Annotated in this window: 21 protein-coding genes; 9 read left to right on the top strand and 12 right to left on the bottom strand. The window is 40.8% G+C overall.

Annotated elements, in window-relative coordinates:
* Positions 1 to 90 precede the first annotated feature (90 nt).
* The 5 genes from ACNHOZ_RS10565 to ACNHOZ_RS10545 form a co-directional block, all read right to left on the bottom strand.
* Positions 91 to 462 carry a NucA/NucB deoxyribonuclease domain-containing protein gene (locus ACNHOZ_RS10565; RefSeq protein WP_372452795.1) on the bottom strand — a complete coding sequence of 124 codons (372 nt, stop codon included), beginning with the start codon at positions 460 to 462 and terminating at the stop codon, positions 91 to 93.
* A 191-nt stretch (positions 463 to 653) separates the two neighbouring features.
* Positions 654 to 1,118, bottom strand: a complete 465-nt coding sequence (locus ACNHOZ_RS10560; protein WP_255901648.1) for a FixH family protein — start codon at positions 1,116 to 1,118, stop codon at positions 654 to 656.
* A 29-nt stretch (positions 1,119 to 1,147) separates the two neighbouring features.
* A complete protein-coding gene (locus tag ACNHOZ_RS10555; RefSeq protein ID WP_255901645.1) occupies positions 1,148 to 2,527 on the bottom strand; it encodes a PepSY-associated TM helix domain-containing protein in 1,380 nt (459 codons plus the stop codon).
* A gap of 134 nt (positions 2,528 to 2,661) precedes the next feature.
* Complete coding sequence (locus tag ACNHOZ_RS10550) at positions 2,662 to 3,303, bottom strand: response regulator (protein WP_033580507.1); 642 nt, start codon at positions 3,301 to 3,303, stop codon at positions 2,662 to 2,664.
* On the bottom strand, positions 3,304 to 4,125 hold the full coding sequence (locus ACNHOZ_RS10545; RefSeq protein WP_028414492.1) for a sensor histidine kinase: 822 nt from the start codon (positions 4,123 to 4,125) through the stop codon (positions 3,304 to 3,306).
* Positions 4,126 to 4,327: 202 nt separating this feature from the next.
* On the opposite strand from ACNHOZ_RS10545, the gene ACNHOZ_RS10540 reads away from it, so the two are divergent.
* Together ACNHOZ_RS10540 and ACNHOZ_RS10535 are read left to right on the top strand one after the other, a co-directional pair.
* Entirely contained in the window at positions 4,328 to 5,161 is an 834-nt protein-coding gene (locus ACNHOZ_RS10540; protein ID WP_048018915.1) for an AraC family ligand binding domain-containing protein, read from the top strand.
* 27 nt (positions 5,162 to 5,188) lie between these two features.
* Positions 5,189 to 5,818, top strand: coding sequence for a LysE family translocator (locus ACNHOZ_RS10535; protein ID WP_048018916.1), 630 nt, complete (start codon positions 5,189 to 5,191; stop codon positions 5,816 to 5,818).
* Positions 5,819 to 5,968: 150 nt separating this feature from the next.
* On the opposite strand, the gene ACNHOZ_RS10530 is transcribed toward ACNHOZ_RS10535, so the two are convergent.
* Together ACNHOZ_RS10530 and ACNHOZ_RS10525 are read right to left on the bottom strand one after the other, a co-directional pair.
* Positions 5,969 to 6,118, bottom strand: a complete 150-nt coding sequence (locus ACNHOZ_RS10530) for a hypothetical protein (protein ID WP_168760336.1) — start codon at positions 6,116 to 6,118, stop codon at positions 5,969 to 5,971.
* 79 nt (positions 6,119 to 6,197) lie between these two features.
* On the bottom strand, positions 6,198 to 6,560 hold the full coding sequence (locus ACNHOZ_RS10525; RefSeq protein WP_033580509.1) for a hypothetical protein: 363 nt from the start codon (positions 6,558 to 6,560) through the stop codon (positions 6,198 to 6,200).
* A 203-nt stretch (positions 6,561 to 6,763) separates the two neighbouring features.
* Here ACNHOZ_RS10525 and ACNHOZ_RS10520 point away from each other — a divergent pair, with 203 nt between their 5' ends.
* The 3 genes from ACNHOZ_RS10520 to cotJC are packed head-to-tail and all read left to right on the top strand — an operon-like array spanning position 6,764 to position 7,860.
* Positions 6,764 to 7,012 carry a spore coat associated protein CotJA gene (locus ACNHOZ_RS10520; RefSeq protein WP_013057939.1) on the top strand — a complete coding sequence of 83 codons (249 nt, stop codon included), beginning with the start codon at positions 6,764 to 6,766 and terminating at the stop codon, positions 7,010 to 7,012.
* Positions 7,009 to 7,269 carry a spore coat protein CotJB gene (locus tag ACNHOZ_RS10515; protein WP_048018917.1) on the top strand — a complete coding sequence of 87 codons (261 nt, stop codon included), beginning with the start codon at positions 7,009 to 7,011 and terminating at the stop codon, positions 7,267 to 7,269. Before ACNHOZ_RS10520 ends, ACNHOZ_RS10515 begins: the two co-directional genes overlap by 4 nt.
* 21 nt (positions 7,270 to 7,290) lie before the next feature.
* Positions 7,291 to 7,860: a spore coat protein CotJC gene (cotJC, locus tag ACNHOZ_RS10510; RefSeq protein WP_025751043.1), complete on the top strand. Its 570-nt coding sequence runs from the start codon at positions 7,291 to 7,293 to the stop codon at positions 7,858 to 7,860.
* A 69-nt stretch (positions 7,861 to 7,929) separates the two neighbouring features.
* Here cotJC and ACNHOZ_RS10505 read toward each other — a convergent pair whose 3' ends face one another.
* Positions 7,930 to 8,298, bottom strand: a complete 369-nt coding sequence (locus tag ACNHOZ_RS10505; protein WP_033580511.1) for a nuclear transport factor 2 family protein — start codon at positions 8,296 to 8,298, stop codon at positions 7,930 to 7,932.
* 303 nt (positions 8,299 to 8,601) lie between these two features.
* On the opposite strand from ACNHOZ_RS10505, the gene ACNHOZ_RS10500 reads away from it, so the two are divergent.
* Positions 8,602 to 9,180 carry a TetR/AcrR family transcriptional regulator gene (locus tag ACNHOZ_RS10500; RefSeq protein WP_063247369.1) on the top strand — a complete coding sequence of 193 codons (579 nt, stop codon included), beginning with the start codon at positions 8,602 to 8,604 and terminating at the stop codon, positions 9,178 to 9,180.
* 26 nt (positions 9,181 to 9,206) lie between these two features.
* Positions 9,207 to 12,356 carry a bifunctional cytochrome P450/NADPH--P450 reductase gene (locus ACNHOZ_RS10495; RefSeq protein WP_447697112.1) on the top strand — a complete coding sequence of 1,050 codons (3,150 nt, stop codon included), beginning with the start codon at positions 9,207 to 9,209 and terminating at the stop codon, positions 12,354 to 12,356.
* 71 nt (positions 12,357 to 12,427) lie between these two features.
* Here ACNHOZ_RS10495 and ACNHOZ_RS10490 read toward each other — a convergent pair whose 3' ends face one another.
* The gene (locus tag ACNHOZ_RS10490; protein ID WP_154973768.1) at positions 12,428 to 13,363 is read right to left on the bottom strand and encodes a helix-turn-helix transcriptional regulator; all 936 of its coding nucleotides are present in this window, start codon (positions 13,361 to 13,363) and stop codon (positions 12,428 to 12,430) included.
* Between the two features lie 90 nt (positions 13,364 to 13,453).
* Here ACNHOZ_RS10490 and ACNHOZ_RS10485 point away from each other — a divergent pair, with 90 nt between their 5' ends.
* Both ACNHOZ_RS10485 and ACNHOZ_RS10480 read left to right on the top strand, forming a co-directional pair.
* Complete coding sequence (locus ACNHOZ_RS10485; protein WP_033580514.1) at positions 13,454 to 13,972, top strand: dihydrofolate reductase family protein; 519 nt, start codon at positions 13,454 to 13,456, stop codon at positions 13,970 to 13,972.
* Positions 13,973 to 14,061: 89 nt separating this feature from the next.
* Complete coding sequence (locus tag ACNHOZ_RS10480; protein ID WP_013083968.1) at positions 14,062 to 14,502, top strand: cell wall hydrolase; 441 nt, start codon at positions 14,062 to 14,064, stop codon at positions 14,500 to 14,502.
* A 141-nt stretch (positions 14,503 to 14,643) separates the two neighbouring features.
* Here the strand turns inward: ACNHOZ_RS10480 and ACNHOZ_RS10475 are convergent, their stop codons facing one another.
* The 3 genes from ACNHOZ_RS10475 to ACNHOZ_RS10465 all read right to left on the bottom strand — a co-directional run bounded on the left by ACNHOZ_RS10475 (position 14,644) and on the right by ACNHOZ_RS10465 (position 15,788).
* The gene (locus ACNHOZ_RS10475) at positions 14,644 to 15,168 is read right to left on the bottom strand and encodes a hypothetical protein (RefSeq protein WP_033580515.1); all 525 of its coding nucleotides are present in this window, start codon (positions 15,166 to 15,168) and stop codon (positions 14,644 to 14,646) included.
* 141 nt (positions 15,169 to 15,309) lie between these two features.
* A complete protein-coding gene (locus ACNHOZ_RS10470; protein WP_255219776.1) occupies positions 15,310 to 15,438 on the bottom strand; it encodes a hypothetical protein in 129 nt (42 codons plus the stop codon).
* 32 nt (positions 15,439 to 15,470) lie between these two features.
* The gene (locus ACNHOZ_RS10465; RefSeq protein WP_048018920.1) at positions 15,471 to 15,788 is read right to left on the bottom strand and encodes a gas vesicle protein; all 318 of its coding nucleotides are present in this window, start codon (positions 15,786 to 15,788) and stop codon (positions 15,471 to 15,473) included.
* Between the last annotated feature and the right edge of the window lie 4 nt (positions 15,789 to 15,792).

Here is a 15,792-nt window from a genome sequence, read left to right as displayed (position 1 = left end):
TCTTTAGGCAAGAACATTTCTTCCTTTTTTATTCTTTTTCTTATACAGGCTCTCAACATAAAAAAAGAATGGTCGCAATGACCATTCTTTTTACTTCACTTCAATTAAAACCTTCGTACCGTCTGGAAACTCATCTACTTGATGTGAAATCCAAGACCCGGCGCCTCGGTTGTCTGAAGGCTTTACATATTCAATATCTGCGCCGCTTCCGCCTTCTTCACAAAAGGCCATCGGAAACTCATCTCGATCATAGCCGCTTTTAGTCGGAATGCCTTTTAAAGACTCACTGCGGTTTTCTTCAGCACCGTCTCGATCGATTGTACAAACAGCCGATTTTCCTTTATCGATTGCATGTTGAATGTGCGCTGCAGTTTCAGGGTAACGATCAGCAGGGAAGGTAATGACTTCATCGTAGGAGGGATTCGTTGAAGAGTTCTGCTCTAACGGATTTCCTTCAATCATAACAATAACGGCTATCACTAAAATTAAAATACCAGAAACAATTTTTTTCAACCTGTAAAACTCCTTTATAAAACGTTTATCACTCCTATTGTAAAGTAATAAGAAAAAAATGTAAAAACATATAATGGAACTAGCTAGAATTCATAACACAAACATAAGCTCACGTTCAGCTGCTGAACGTGAGCTTATGTCTAATGATGAGAGTGGTGATGATGCGTTTCGTTTTCAGCTGGCTGCAGTGAACGTAACTCTTCTTTTGATAATTTGCCTACTGCGACTTGCTGAGTAGGAAGAATGTGCTCACCGCGAGCATTAATATCGGTTTTAATATAGTAAATACCATCCTCATTAAAGGCAGCTTTTGCTTTATACATACTGCCGTCATAATGTGCCTTTGCTGTTTCAACTTTACCGGGAGCATCTTTTTTCCACACGTTAAACTGAACGATTTTGGCATCATCCACCGTTTTATTTTCTTGCATTACGTGCACTTTTAGTACCTGTGTGCTCTGTGGCTCTATATTTTCTGGAAGCATCACATGTGCAGACAGAGGCTTTTGCTGCTTGTAGAGCTGGTCTGCGTTACTGTTTACAGAGCACGCGGAAAGCACAAGCGTACTGAGTATGACTAGTCCGGACATTTTCCATTTATTCATTGTTACTGCACCTCACATCGTTTCATCAATCATGCGTTTAAAAATCGCTTCAATGCTGGAATTCGTTTGATAACAAAGAAATCTAAAAGCCACACGATAACTAAGGACAGTCCGACTAAAGGAAAGAGGATACCAAACACGACGATTATACACGTCACGATTCGCATTGCACTTCCTTCAGGAACTTTAGGAGCCCCCATGTTTTTAGCTGGTTTTCTCTTCCACCACAGTAAGGATCCGCTGATAGCGATACCAGCAATTCCGATACAAATAATAAGGCCCATAAGCTGATTGATAAATCCAAACTGTGTGCCTTTATGAAGCGTAATACCAAGCGCAATCAATTTGCCCATAAATCCATAGTTGTCGTACCGATAATCGGCTAACACAGCTCCGGTATATTGATCAAGGTGAATGGTTGCTTCATCTTGAGCTCTTGGTGAAAAAACGGAGAGCGTATACACACCTTGAGCGTCGTGCGGAATAGAAATGGTGTAGCCGTCGTGCATATGCTGTTCTTTTGCAATACCTACAATGTCATCAAGCGATACTTTTGTATATTGTGAAGCTGTGGAGCTTGGCACTTCTAACGTTTCAGCTCCCCAAGGCACGTCCGCAACATCTTTTGTTTGCACGGTTGAAGTAGGAGCACTGCCTACCCAAACAGACGGAGGGTACCCAACACCTGCGTTTGTGGCGACTTGCTGAAACGCATTGCCCCACAGTCCTGACCACGGAAGTCCTGTTAGTACGAGAAAAAGCATCCCCGCTGAAATCCAAAAGGCCGGTACTGCATGAAGGTCACGTATCAGTACGTTTTTACCTTTTGAAAACCGAGGAATCAGCACGCCTTTTATTTTGTCTTTTTTGCGCGGCCACCATAAAAAAGTGCCGGTTACAATTAAGACAATTGCCCAGCAGGCCGCAAGTTCTACGATACGATCACCTGCTGTTCCCGCCATCAGCTCTCCGTGAAATTCTTCAATTTGATTCATCAAGCGACTGGAATCATCTACTTTTCCTATGATGTGACCATTGTGAGGGTTAACAAACATCGTATATGTATGGTCTTTTAATGAAATTCCTACTTCTGAAGAACGAGTAGAGCGATCACTGGGCTTATACGTCAACACATCAGCGTCTGGATACTTTTCCTTTACAGCCTGTACTTGTGCTGAAGGGGATACGGACTGTGACTGAGCTTGTACATGATAGAAGTCGTGATACAGTTTTTCTTCAATTTGAGGCTTGAATAAATACATCCCGCCCGTAACAGCTAATATAAGAAGAAACGGAGTAAACATTAAACCTGCATAAAAATGCCAGCGCCATATGGCTTTGTATAGACCTTGAGAACGCGCCGTGCTTTTTTTCGTTGTACTTGCTGATTCTTCGCGCTTTTCCTGCATCGTTTTTTCCTCCTTTTTACTAACTAACGTGCTTTTATTATAGAAGGAAAGGGAGAATTAGCCATCACCCCTGAGAGTGATTGTTGGGGTTTATAAGAGGAAGGGGGTAATAAAAAAACAGCTCGTGAAAGCTGTTAGTTCATTAAGCCATTTTGAAACGCATAGCTTGTCAGCTGCACGCGGTTTTCTAAATGAAGCTTACTTAAAATATTTTTCAAATGGCTTTTTACCGTGTGTTCAGAAATAAATAACTGCGCCGAGATATCGCGGTTTGACAGCCCTTTAGCCACTAATTGAAGCACTTCAAGCTCCCGTGCAGAAAGGGGAGTGTCTGGCTTTGTAATCGATGTTTCCTGCGGAAACTCTTTTAAAATTTGAAACGCAATTTCTTTTGACATAGGAACTTCATCTAAAGCGAACGCACGCAAATAGTCGTACCACACTTCAGACTGCAGGTTTTTTAACAAATAGCCCTGGGCGCCTTTTTTCAGCGCATCAAACAAATCCGTAATATCGTCTGAAACCGTGATGACTACAATTTTAACATACGGAAACTGAAGCTTAATTTGTTTTGTGGCTTCTAATCCATTCATCACAGGCATTTTAATATCCATTAGCACAATGTCAGGCATTAATTTTTCGGTTAGTTCGATTGCTTCCTGCCCGTTGGTTCCTTCGCCAACAATCATAAAATCTTCATATTCTTCTAAAATATCGCGAATGCCTTCTCTTGCGTGAGCGTGATCATCTACAATCAAAATACGAAACGGCTGCATTTACGTAACCTCCTTTTTAATACTAACAATGGTCTGGTTCTGTTTTCGTTGAATGGAAAAGTCCCAGTTCATATCTTTGGCACGATCTTTCATAATTTGCAGGCCAAGACCGGCCTTAAGAGATTCAGAGGTGAAACCTATACCGAAATCTGTAATTTCACAAATCCATCCGCCTGCCGTTTCACCGGCTGTAATCCAGATTTTATTTGTTTTTGCATGTTTAATGACGTTCATAGCAGCTTCTTTCACACAGGCAAACAGCTCATTTTTTTCTTTTCTCGAAAGCGTTGTTTCTGACAGTCTCCAATCTAAATTGACATCTAGTAAATGAGTATGTGTTAAATCATCGACGTATTGATGAATGCTTTCAGTCCAGCTTTCTGAAGAGTCTGAAGGAGAGTGCTTTAAATTTGTAATCGCTTGGCGCGTATCGTCATGAACATGCTGCAGAGTTTGCTTCATTCGGATAAAATCAGGATCCTGCTCTAAGTTGTTTTTTCTTCCGAACTTGTTCATTTTAACAGATAGGAGAAACAGCGACTGCGCAATGCCGTCATGCAGTTCACGAGCTAATTTTTCACGCTCAATAAGCGCAGCTTTCTTTTCTTTTTCTTGCCTTAGTTCCTCTTGCATTTTTTCTAAAATAGAAAATAAATAGCGGACAAAGACAAGCGTTACAAAAAAGACAAGCAGCGGAGAAAGAACATTTCCCATGTCCATTGAGATGTAAGGGAGCAAAAAGGCATGGCGAACATACTCCCAAAGTGCGATGGTCAGAGTTGGAAGAAGCAAAATCAGCCATTTAATTTGTCTATATTTCACGGTATCCCTTCTTTCATCCATAAAATGTGTCTATATTTTATCATTTGAGCGAAAAATTACTAGAGGAAAGAAGAGAAATCACTCTTAGGGGTGAGTGGATAAAGTGAATAAAGAAAATCTTATCTGCAATATCATACAAGAAAAATTCTCGAGTCAATGGTATGGTTAAAAAGCTTAGTATGTGACAAGGAGTGATTTATTAATGGCAAAAGAAATTCGGACAGCGCACGTTGACGCTGATTTACATATTGAAGCTTACCGTTTTAAAGGAATTATGCAAAAGTTTCCTGCTCATTTTCACGAGTATTATGTGATTGGATTTATTGAAGAAGGTCAGCGTCATTTAATTTGCCAAGGCAAAGAATACATCATTAATCCAGGCGATTTGCTGCTGTTTAATCCGTATGATGTTCATAGCTGTGAACAAATAGACGGCAAAACACTTGATTATCGCTGTATTAACGTAACGCCAGACGCGATGAAAAAAGCTGTTTTTGACATTAACGGCAGTGAAAGTCTTCCGCGTTTTAACAGCAATGTGGTACAAAGAAGTGAGGCTGTCTCTAGTTTAAAAGAGCTTCATTTGCAAATTTTAAATGGTGAACATGAGTTTAAGAAAGAAGAGTTATTTTTATATTTGCTAGAAGAGCTCATGCACGATCATTCAAACCTTTCCTTTTTTTCGTCAGCTGCTGACACGTCTGATGAAATCAAAACAATCTGCAGCTATTTGGAAGACAACTATACAAACAAGATCACGCTGGATGAGTTAAGTCAGCTAATTGGATGGAGCAAATACCGGCTGCTGCGCTCTTTTACAAAGCAAAAAGGAATCTCTCCATACAGCTATTTAGAAACAGTTCGAATCAATCAGGCTAAAAAGCTTCTAGAACAGGGACAAAAACCGATTGACGTCTCCTTTTTAACTGGATTCAGTGATCAAAGTCATTTGACTCGATTTTTTAAAAGTCAGGTGGGGCTAACGCCAAAACAATACATGAAAATCTTTGAAAGTGAAAAGAAAACAGAATGCTAGTAACAGCTTAAAAAGGAGAGAAGAGCTGTGGATCATTTAGCTGCTTATATGCTGATGGCGCTGGTTATGTCAATGATACCTGGTGCTGATACGATTCTTATCATGAAAAATACGCTTCATCACGGAGCAAAAGCAGGACGTTTTACCATACTCGGCATGGCTACAGGCCTCACGTTTTGGACGTTAATTGCTGTGCTTGGCTTGTCTGTTGCTATCGCGCAGTCGGTGTATCTGTTCAACACCATTAAATATATAGGTGCCGCGTATTTATTTTACTTAGGTATCAGGGTATTTCTGACAAAAAATACGCTCTCATTGGAGCACATTTCAGAAGAAGAAAAAGCTGTTAAGCCTTCATCTAATCACGCCTATAAAGAATCATACATACAGGGAGCTCTTAGTAATTTTCTTAACCCTAAAACGGTATTGGTTTATATTACATTCATGCCACAGTTTATCAACTTGGATGCTCACACGAATCAGCAGCTGCTTATGCTTGGTTTTATTCTTACCCTCATAGCGGTAAGTTGGTTTTTAATCTTAGTGTATGTAGTAGATTACGTGAAAAAATGGCTTAAAAAACCGATGTTTCAAAAAGCTTTTCAGAGATGCAGCGGAGTGCTGCTGATTGGTTTTGGAATAAGAACAATCGTGTAATAGTAGCTAGTAAGCAAAAAAGAGGCTGGGATAAAAATATGTTAGTTGAAGGAAGATCCGAATGAGTTTGATTCTTGATGGAGAATCAAACTCGTTCGGATTTTTTATTAGTATGGTGAACATAGCCTTCGTATATTTATTCAGTTATTTCTAGCTGTTGATTGGAGGGCAAGGCGAAGACTCCTGCGGGAAAAGCGGAACAGGTGAGACCCCGTAGAAGCGCAAGCGACGAGGAGGCTCACCGGCCGCCCGCGGAAAGCGAAGCCATGCACGGAAATCAACAGCAGTGTAACAAGCCACCGATACTAGTTCATGTATTCAATTTTATCGTCTTTAAATTGTATTGATTTAGCTATGTCTCAATCTCTTTTCTTAACGTTTAAAAACACGTAAACGAAACAATTTGTCGTGTATCAACACCGAAAATGGTCCAAAAACGTCCGTTCCATCTAAATCCTGCAACCGACCGCGGTCCTACAAAAATAGGGAAATACCAGAAGCTAGAGCCGTTTCTAAGCCATATAAACGTATTGCGGAATAGACAAAGAGAAATGGCTCCTGGGTCAACAGCAAATGGAGTTGCCGTTTGCTGAGCTGGAATAAATGCCGGCGGAGGGGAAGTTGGAGCTTGCTGCGGGTCAGGTGTAGGTAAACCGCCTGGTGGCCTAGGTGGACCGGGCGGGAGTTGAGGTCCAGGAAATCTTGCTGGGTAAAAATAAAAATCCATGTAATTAATGTCCATTTTTTAAGCACCTCTATTTTCTTAATCACTATTTTATAAAGTATGAGAAAGCTGCCTAAAGGGATTGGGCAACTATAGCTTTTTTTACATAGGTCTTTTTTATGAAGAAAAGTTTGGTTCTTAAGTCGGGAATGAATTCCTTCATGAACTCGATAAAAACTGAATAGGATAAAACAGAGTGTGTTTTTAGAGGAGGACTTTTCATGGATAATAATCCAAAAAAGATGTTTACACCGGTTAAGACCTATCAGCCTTTCCACAGTATCTATGATCCATGCCGGCCGATAGGAGTGAAATATTATTCTACGCCGCCTCAATTATACATGGGATTTCAACCGCCGAATCTGCAGCAGTTTTCACCGAAAGAAGCGCTAAAAAAAGGAACGCTGTGGCCGGCTTTTTGGGACTACTATGAAAATCCATACAAAGATAAAAAGAGGGATGAAGAATGAAAAAACTACCTCCAGAGTACTATCAGGATTTAGAAGAAATACAGGCGATTGATTTTGCACTTGTAGAATTAACGCTGTACTTAGATACCCATCCAAATGACCAGCAGGCTATGCAGCAGTTTAATGAATACGCGCAGCAGGCTATGCAGTTAAAAGGAAACTTTGAAACAAAGTACGGGCCGCTCCAGCAGTATGGAAACAGCTATACCGACGGGAAGTGGAGCTGGGGAACAAGCCCTTGGCCATGGCAAATATAAGCAGATAAAGGCGGGAACTATATGTGGGTGTATGAAAAGAAATTGCAGTATCCAGTTAAAGTAAGTACGTGTAATCCAACGCTTGCCAAATATTTAATGGAACAGTACGGGGGAGCGGACGGAGAGCTTGCGGCAGCACTTCGGTATTTGAATCAGCGCTATACGATTCCCGATAAAGTGGTTGGACTGCTAAACGATATCGGGACAGAAGAGTTTGCTCATCTTGAAATGATTGCGACGATGATTTATAAGCTAACAAAAGATGCAACGCCGGAGCAGCTGAAGGCAGCTGGATTGACAGAACACTATGTAAACCATGATAGTGCACTTTATTACAATAATGCTGCTGGCGTTCCGTTTACCGCTACGTATATACAGGCAAAAGGAGATCCGATTGCAGATCTTTATGAAGACATAGCGGCAGAAGAAAAAGCAAGAGCTACATATCAATGGTTAATTGATATATCAGATGACCCTGATTTAAACGACAGCTTACGATTTTTACGAGAAAGAGAGATTGTTCATTCACAGCGGTTCCGTGAGGCCGTGGAGATTTTAAAAGATGACAGAGACAGGAAGAAAATCTTTTAACTAGCAAAAAACATCCCTCTTTGCGAATGCAAATGAAAGAAGGGATGTTTTTTATTATGGCAGCGTTGATTATGCGCTAGAACTGCAGTGACAAGAAACAACCTTTAATGTTCCTTCAACATCTTTCCAAATTCGCGTATAGCAGTATTCGCCTCCAATAGATTCACCAGTTGCCAGCGACCCATTTAACGCTACTTTTGTAACGGTAACGGCAAGTTCTTGAAACAGTTTAATTTCTTGTTCCAACACTTCGATGCCCGCTATATCAAGACTTTTTGAACGATGAGCATTTATATCTTGCTCTTTTGACAACCATTGCCCAAAGTGATTCACAAAAATAAGCTCATCTGAAAGTAATTCTTCTAATAACTCTACGTTATTAGAAAGCATGGCTGAGCGAAGCATTTCTTCGTATTCTATCACTCTTGCTTGGTTCATTTTTAATCCTCCTTTACGCCTTGTGTAACTCTTTTCTATTTCCACCTTACTTTTCCTTTAAACTTCTTCCTTTAATAGGTTGTGTTAAATTATGTTAATCAAGGGGATAAGTGGACTAATTTTCTGTAAGCATAAAATATTCTGAAAGACTCCATTATTTACCTTTAAATGGTATAAAATTAGAGTGAAAGAACCTTTTCTTTCCACTTGTCTAGTTATCTTTTTACTATTAAGAAGCAGTTTTTTATACTTATAATTGTAGCGGAATGAACGTTCATTCCGTATTTGGAAAGAGGTGATAAAGTGGAATCTACTCCAACAAAACAAAAAGCGATTTTTTCTGCTTCGCTTCTGCTGTTTGCAGAAAGAGGATTTGATGCAACAACGATGCCAATGATTGCAGAAAATGCCAAAGTAGGAGCAGGAACAATTTATCGCTACTTTAAAAATAAAGAAAGCCTTGTAAATGAATTATTTCAACAGCACGTAAACGAGTTTTTACAGTGCATTGAAAGCGGTCTGGCAAACGAGAGAGATGGATACCGAGATGGATTTCATCATATCTTTGAAGGTATGGTGACATTCACTAAAAACCATCCTCGTGCGCTTGGATTTATTAAAACTCACAGCCAAGGAGCTTTTTTAACAGAAGAGAGCCGCTTAGCCTATCAAAAGCTGGTAGAATTTGTTTGCACGTTCTTCAGAGAAGGACAAAAGCAAGGTGTGATTAGGAATCTTCCTGAAAATGCGCTCATTGCTATTTTATTTGGAAGTTTTATGGAAGTATATGAAATGATTGAAAATGACTATTTATCTTTAACTGATGAACTTCTTACAGGTGTAGAAGAGAGTCTGTGGGCAGCACTTAGCAGACAATCATGAAACTTAACAAGTGAAAGAGGGATAACATGACAATTAAAGAAATGCCTCAGCCAAAAACGTTTGGAGAGCTTAAAAACTTACCGTTATTAAACACAGACAAACCACTTCAAACGCTGATGAAAATTGCGGATGAATTAGGGGAAATCTTTAAATTTGAAGCGCCTGGCCGTGTAACGCGCTACTTATCAAGTCAGCGTCTAATTAAAGAAGCATGTGATGAGTCCCGATTCGATAAAAACTTAAGTCAAGCGCTTAAATTTGTGCGTGATTTTGCAGGAGACGGTTTATTTACAAGCTGGACTCATGAGAGAAACTGGAAAAAAGCGCACAACATCTTACTTCCAAGCTTTAGCCAGCAAGCGATGAAAGGCTATCACGCGATGATGGTCGATATCGCCGTGCAGCTTATTCAAAAGTGGGAGCGCCTAAATGCAGATGAGCATATTGAAGTACCGGAAGACATGACGCGCTTAACGCTTGATACAATCGGTCTTTGCGGCTTTAACTACCGCTTTAACAGCTTTTATCGCGATCAGCCGCACCCGTTTATTACAAGTATGGTCCGTGCATTAGACGAATCGATGAAAAAACTGCAGCGTGCAAATCCGGATGACCCGGCTTACGATGAAAATAAGCGTCAGTTTCAAGAAGATGTTAAGGTGATGAACAACCTAGTAGATAAAATTATTGCAGATCGCAAAGCAAGCGGTGAACAAAGCGATGATCTATTAACGCATATGCTAAACGGAAAAGATCCAGAAACAGGTGAGCCGCTTGATGACGAGAACATTCGCTATCAAATTATTACGTTCTTAATTGCGGGACACGAAACAACAAGCGGTCTTTTATCATTTGCGCTGTATTTCTTAGTGAAAAATCCACATGTATTACAAAAAGCAGCAGCAGAAGCAGCACGAGTTCTAGTAGATCCTGTTCCAAGCTATAAACAAGTGAAACAGCTTAAATACGTCGGCATGGTCTTAAACGAAGCGCTGCGCTTATGGCCGACGGCTCCTGCGTTTTCTCTATATGCAAAAGGGGATACGGTGCTTGGAGGAGAATATCCGTTAGAAAAAGGCGATGAACTGATGGTTCTGATTCCTCAGCTTCACCGTGATAAAACGATTTGGGGAGACGATGTGGAAGAGTTCCGCCCAGAGCGTTTTGAAAATCCAAGCGCGATTCCGCAGCATGCGTTTAAACCGTTTGGAAACGGTCAGCGTGCGTGTATCGGTCAGCAGTTCGCTCTTCATGAAGCAACGCTTGTACTTGGTATGATGCTAAAACATTTTGATTTTGAAGATCATACAAACTACGAGATGGATATTAAAGAAACTTTAACGTTAAAACCTGAAGGCTTTGTTGTAAAAGCAAAATCAAAAAAAATTCCGCTTGGTGGCATTCCTTCATCTAGCACGGAACAGCCTGCTAAAAAAGCACGCAAAAAGGTAGAGAACGCTCATAATACGCCGCTGCTTGTGTTATACGGTTCAAATATGGGAACAGCTGAAGGAACGGCGAGGGATTTAGCAGATATTGCGATGAGCAAAGGATTCGCACCTCAGGTTGCAACGCTTGATTCCCATGCAGGAAATCTTCCGCGTGAAGGAGCTGTTTTAATTGTAACGGCTTCTTATAACGGACATCCGCCTGATAACGCAAAGCAGTTTGTCGACTGGTTAGACCAAGCGTCTGCTGATGAAGTAAAAGGCGTTCGCTACTCCGTATTTGGATGCGGCGATAAAAACTGGGCAACTACGTATCAAAAAGTGCCTGCTTTTATCGATGAAACGCTTGCAGCTAAAGGGGCAGAAAACATAGCTGAACGCGGCGAAGCAGATGCAAGCGACGACTTTGAAGGCACATACGAAGAATGGCGTGAACATATGTGGAGTGACGTAGCAGCTTACTTTAACCTCGACATAGAAAACAGTGAAGATAATAAATCTACGCTTTCACTTCAATTTGTCGACAGCGCTGCGGACATGCCGCTTGCGAAAATGCACGGTGCTTTTTCGGCGAACGTTGTAGCAAGCAAAGAACTACAAAAACCAGGCAGTGAACGAAGCACGCGTCATCTTGAAATTGAGCTTCCAAAAGAAGTTTCTTATCAAGAAGGAGATCATTTAGGTATTATTCCGCGCAACTATGAAGGAATAGTAAATCGTGTAACGACAAGGTTCGGTCTAGATGCATCACAGCAAATCCGTTTGGAAGCTGAAGAAGAAAAATTAGCGCATTTGCCACTCGGTAAAACCGTATCAGTAGAAGAGCTTCTGCAATATGTGGAGCTTCAAGATCCTGTTACGCGCACACAGCTTCGCGCAATGGCTGCTAAAACGGTCTGCCCGCCGCATAAAGTGGAGCTTGAAGCCTTGCTTGAAAAGCAACCGTACAAAGAAAAGGTGCTGGCAAAACGCTTGACAATGCTTGAACTGCTTGAAAAATATCCGGCGTGTGAAATGGAATTCAGCGAATTTATCGCTCTTCTTCCAAGCATGCGTCCGCGCTATTACTCCATTTCTTCATCACCTCGCGTCGATGAAAAACAAGCAAGCATCACGGTTAGCGTCGTCTCAGGAGAGGCGTGGAGCGGATATGGAGAATATAAAGGAATTGCGTCGAACTATCTTGCTGAGCTGCAAGAAGGAGATACAATTACGTGCTTTGTTTCCACACCGCAGTCAGGCTTTACGCTGCCAAAAGATCCTGAAACACCGATTATCATGGTCGGACCAGGAACAGGCGTCGCGCCGTTTAGAGGCTTTGTGCAGGCTCGCAAGCAGTTAAAAGAACAAGGACAGTCGCTTGGAGAAGCGCATTTATACTTTGGCTGCCGTTCACCTCATGAAGACTATCTGTATCAAGAAGAGCTTGAAAACGCACAAAATGAAGATGTCATTACGCTTCATACCGCTTTTTCACGCGTACCAAATCAGCCGAAAACATACGTTCAGCACGTGATGGAACAAGACGGCACGAAATTGATTGAACTTCTTGATCAAGGAGCGCACTTCTATATTTGCGGAGACGGAAGCCAAATGGCACCTGACGTTGAAGCAACGCTTATTAAAAGCTATGCTGATGTTCATGAAGTAAGTGAAGCAGACGCTCGCTTATGGCTGCAGCAGCTAGAAGAAAAGGGCCGATACGCAAAAGACGTGTGGGCTGGGTAAATAAAAAATAACCTCCGCTAAATAGCGGAGGTTATTTTTTATAGCCAGATTGAGACATGACTAACCCCACCTCATTTATAGCGCCTTAGCGTTTCTTCTGCGTGACAGCAAATTTTTTCAATTAGCTCCTGAGGTTCTTCAATTAAAGCATGAGCACCTAAGGTATAGAAAAAAGAAGCCATGTAGTTTAATTCATTTCCATCAGTTATCGTATCGATATAGCCACTGCCATCACGCGCCACCTTCACGTGATTTTCAAGCCACGGAACGCCTTTACACTGACGAACGCCTTCGTGCGTCAAGGTTACTTTTAACGAAATCGGCTGTGAGTTTACCGGTTCTGTTTCAAGCCATTCTTTTAACGTAAGAGACATCTTTTCGTCTTTTTCTAAAACTTTTAACGAGTGAATACGATCTGCTCGAAACAATAATACTTTTTGCTTATCGCAGGAATAAGCGGGGCAGTACCACAAGCCGTTATGAGCATAAATGCCAAGGGGTTTGACTTCTTTTCTTGTTTGACCCGTCTTTGAATCATAAAGAAATTCAATATATTTTCCTGTAAGGCTTGCTTCTAGCAGCTCTTTTAAATAAGGAGTGTCTAAGTTTCTTTTAGGATTCCAAAACGCAATATGAGCACTTATTTTATCTACTTTTTTCTTCGTTTCTTCAGACAGGTACACATAAAATTTTTGAAGAGCCGCATGAATTTCTGCATCAAACGGAAGGTCATGATAATACTGCAGAGCTTGATAAGCAAAAAAGATCGAAATAGCTTCTTGTTCCGTAAACAAGATAGGAGGGAGAATACGGTTTTTTAACACTCTGTAACCACCGCTCCGTCCTTTTTCACTGTAAAGAGGCAGTCCTAATTCACTTAAGTCCAGCAAATAGCGCTGAACGGTCCGTACAGAAAGGCCAAATTCCTCCGCTAGTTCTTTTGCCGTAAACGTTCTTTTTGTATTAATAAACATAAGCATATCAACAAGCCGTCTAGACTTAGCCATTTATTTTCACCTTTTTCTTTTAATATGACAAAAAGTGTCGTATTAAGATGATATCATACAGAAACAGTAAAGTTGAAAGGAGAAAAGGGAATGAAGAAAAAAATCGTCGTATATATTGCCGCAAGCTTAGACGGGTATATCGCAAGAGAAAACGGAGAGATTGACTGGCTAGAAAGCGTAGAAGGAGAGGGGGACAACGGCTACGAAGCGTTTTATCAAACGTGTGATGCGGTCGTTATGGGAAAGGCTACGTACGATCACGTGCTGAAGCTCACACCCGAGTTTCCGTATCTCGATAAAAAGTGCTACGTGTTTAGCCGCTCAGCTCAAGGAAAAGATCAGTATGTGGAGTTTATAAACGAAAGCGTGACGTCATTTCTCCACAACCTCAATCAAGGTACGAAAAAAATATGGCTGGTGGGAGGTGCTGATATTCTCGCTGATTTCTTAAAAGCAAACAGGGTGGATGAATTTATTATATCGGTTATTCCCGTTTTGCTTGGAGCTGGTATTCCATTGTTTAAGCCAGGAATTCCAGAAATGAACTTCAAGCTCACTAATATGAAGCAGTACGGACAAATTGCTCAGCTGTATTACAAAAGAGGATAAGCCTTTTGCGGAGCATTCAATTACTGTTATTTTAGGGACAGTGACATCAAGACCGGCTTTTTTTCATAGTATATTTTTGGGGTGAAAAAATGCCAAGAGTAAATTATCGAGATTCAGACGTTGCTTTAATGGCAAGGATGATGAGAGCAGAAGCTGAAGGCGAAGGAAAACAAGGCATGCTGTATGTTGGAAATGTCATTGTAAATCGCCTTAAAGCAAACTGTTTAGATTTCAAGAATTTAAGATCCGTTCCGCAAGTTATTTATCAGGTGCAGGGAGGCAACTATTCGTTCGAGGCTGTTCAAAAAGGAAATGTATTTTATCAACGAGCAAGAGGTGTTGAAAAAAGGTTAGCCAAAAAGAATTTGGATTATTGGAGAGAACACCCGGGGAAATATGCACTGTGGTACTTTAATCCATCCGCTCCATGCCCTCCAACATGGTACGGTCAACCCGCTTCTGGTCAATACAAAAATCATTGCTACTATGAGCCAAAGCCTGGAACATGCGCTAGCGTTTATAACGGGTAGATAGCTTAGAAGATATGCTGCGCTTTGAGAGTCTGGCCTCAAATCCAAACCGTTAGCTGCAGGTGACAAGGTAATTCTTCTTCATATAATAAGAGAAAGCCCTCTTTTCATAAAGAGGGCTTTTGCTAATTGGTGCATGTCTCATTTTGCTTCAAATTTTATGTTTTTACCAGCTGCAAATTCGGATTGATCCTTCGCTTTTGTATCCTTTACCACCCAGGACGTCTTTACCTTAGCTGCTGCTAAAATATCTTTGATTTGCTTATCGGTTAAGCCTTTCGTATAAAGGACAAATTCCCTTGTATAGATGTTTTTGTTTTCTTGCTCTTCATCTGCACCGCTGCCAAACCAATATCTTGTTTGCTGATCGTCTTTCATGTTATTAAAAGCTTCTTTATAGTTAGGTAGCTTAACTTGAATATCCGACAGGTAGTTCGTACCGCGTAAAGTAAGAGTCATATGTACTTTGTGAAAATCTTTTTTAGAAGGGCCTGTTAACCCTGATGTTCCAACTTCACTAAATTCTTTTTTCGTCAGCGGTTTAACTGTAGTAGAAACAGAAACTTTTGGATCTGAATTATTTGTCACAACGTCTTCGGTACTGCAGGCACTTAAAATGAACAGCGTTAAAAGAGCATAAACTGCTCCCATCACTTTTTTCTTCATGCTCGTTCTCCTTTGTCATTAATAGATAATGGTACTCATTCGCCATGTTCATTATCTTTACCTTTATTTGTCTCAACGTCATGATTAATGAAGAAAAGTATAGAACAAAAAGAGAAATGCCTCGGCATTTCTCTTTTTGTTCTATGAGTCTGGATTAAGCGAAGTATGCGTATACTCCGGCATACGCTCTTCTTTTTCCGTTAGTTGAGTATCGGGGCTTTGCTGCTCTTGTGAAACAGGAGACAGCGTAGATTTTTGTTCATGATTCATGTTTGTCATTCCTCCTTCTATGAAGTGAGCTGTTAATCAAGCGAAAGCAAATCATCTTGAATTCGCTGTGTTAAAGAGGCAACTTGCTGCGTTAAACTGTCATTTTCCGCCTGGAGTTTTTGATAAGACTGATTTGCTTTTGAACATAGGTAAGGATCTGTTTCCCACCAGTCCATGCCAATTTCTCTTGCTTTATCAATAGAAGCGACAAGCAGCCGGATTTTTATGGTTAAGAGTTCAACATCAGCAATTTGCACTTTAATATCTCCAGCAATAACAAGACCTTTATCTAATACTTTTTCCAATACTTCTACAATGGTGCCCAGCTGCCCGTTATATTCCGCCGCCATTTTT

Source organism: Priestia sp. D51 (assembly GCF_053345675.1).
The sequence above is the reverse complement of the archived record's forward strand: the minus strand, read 5'-3'. Positions and strand labels throughout refer to the sequence as shown.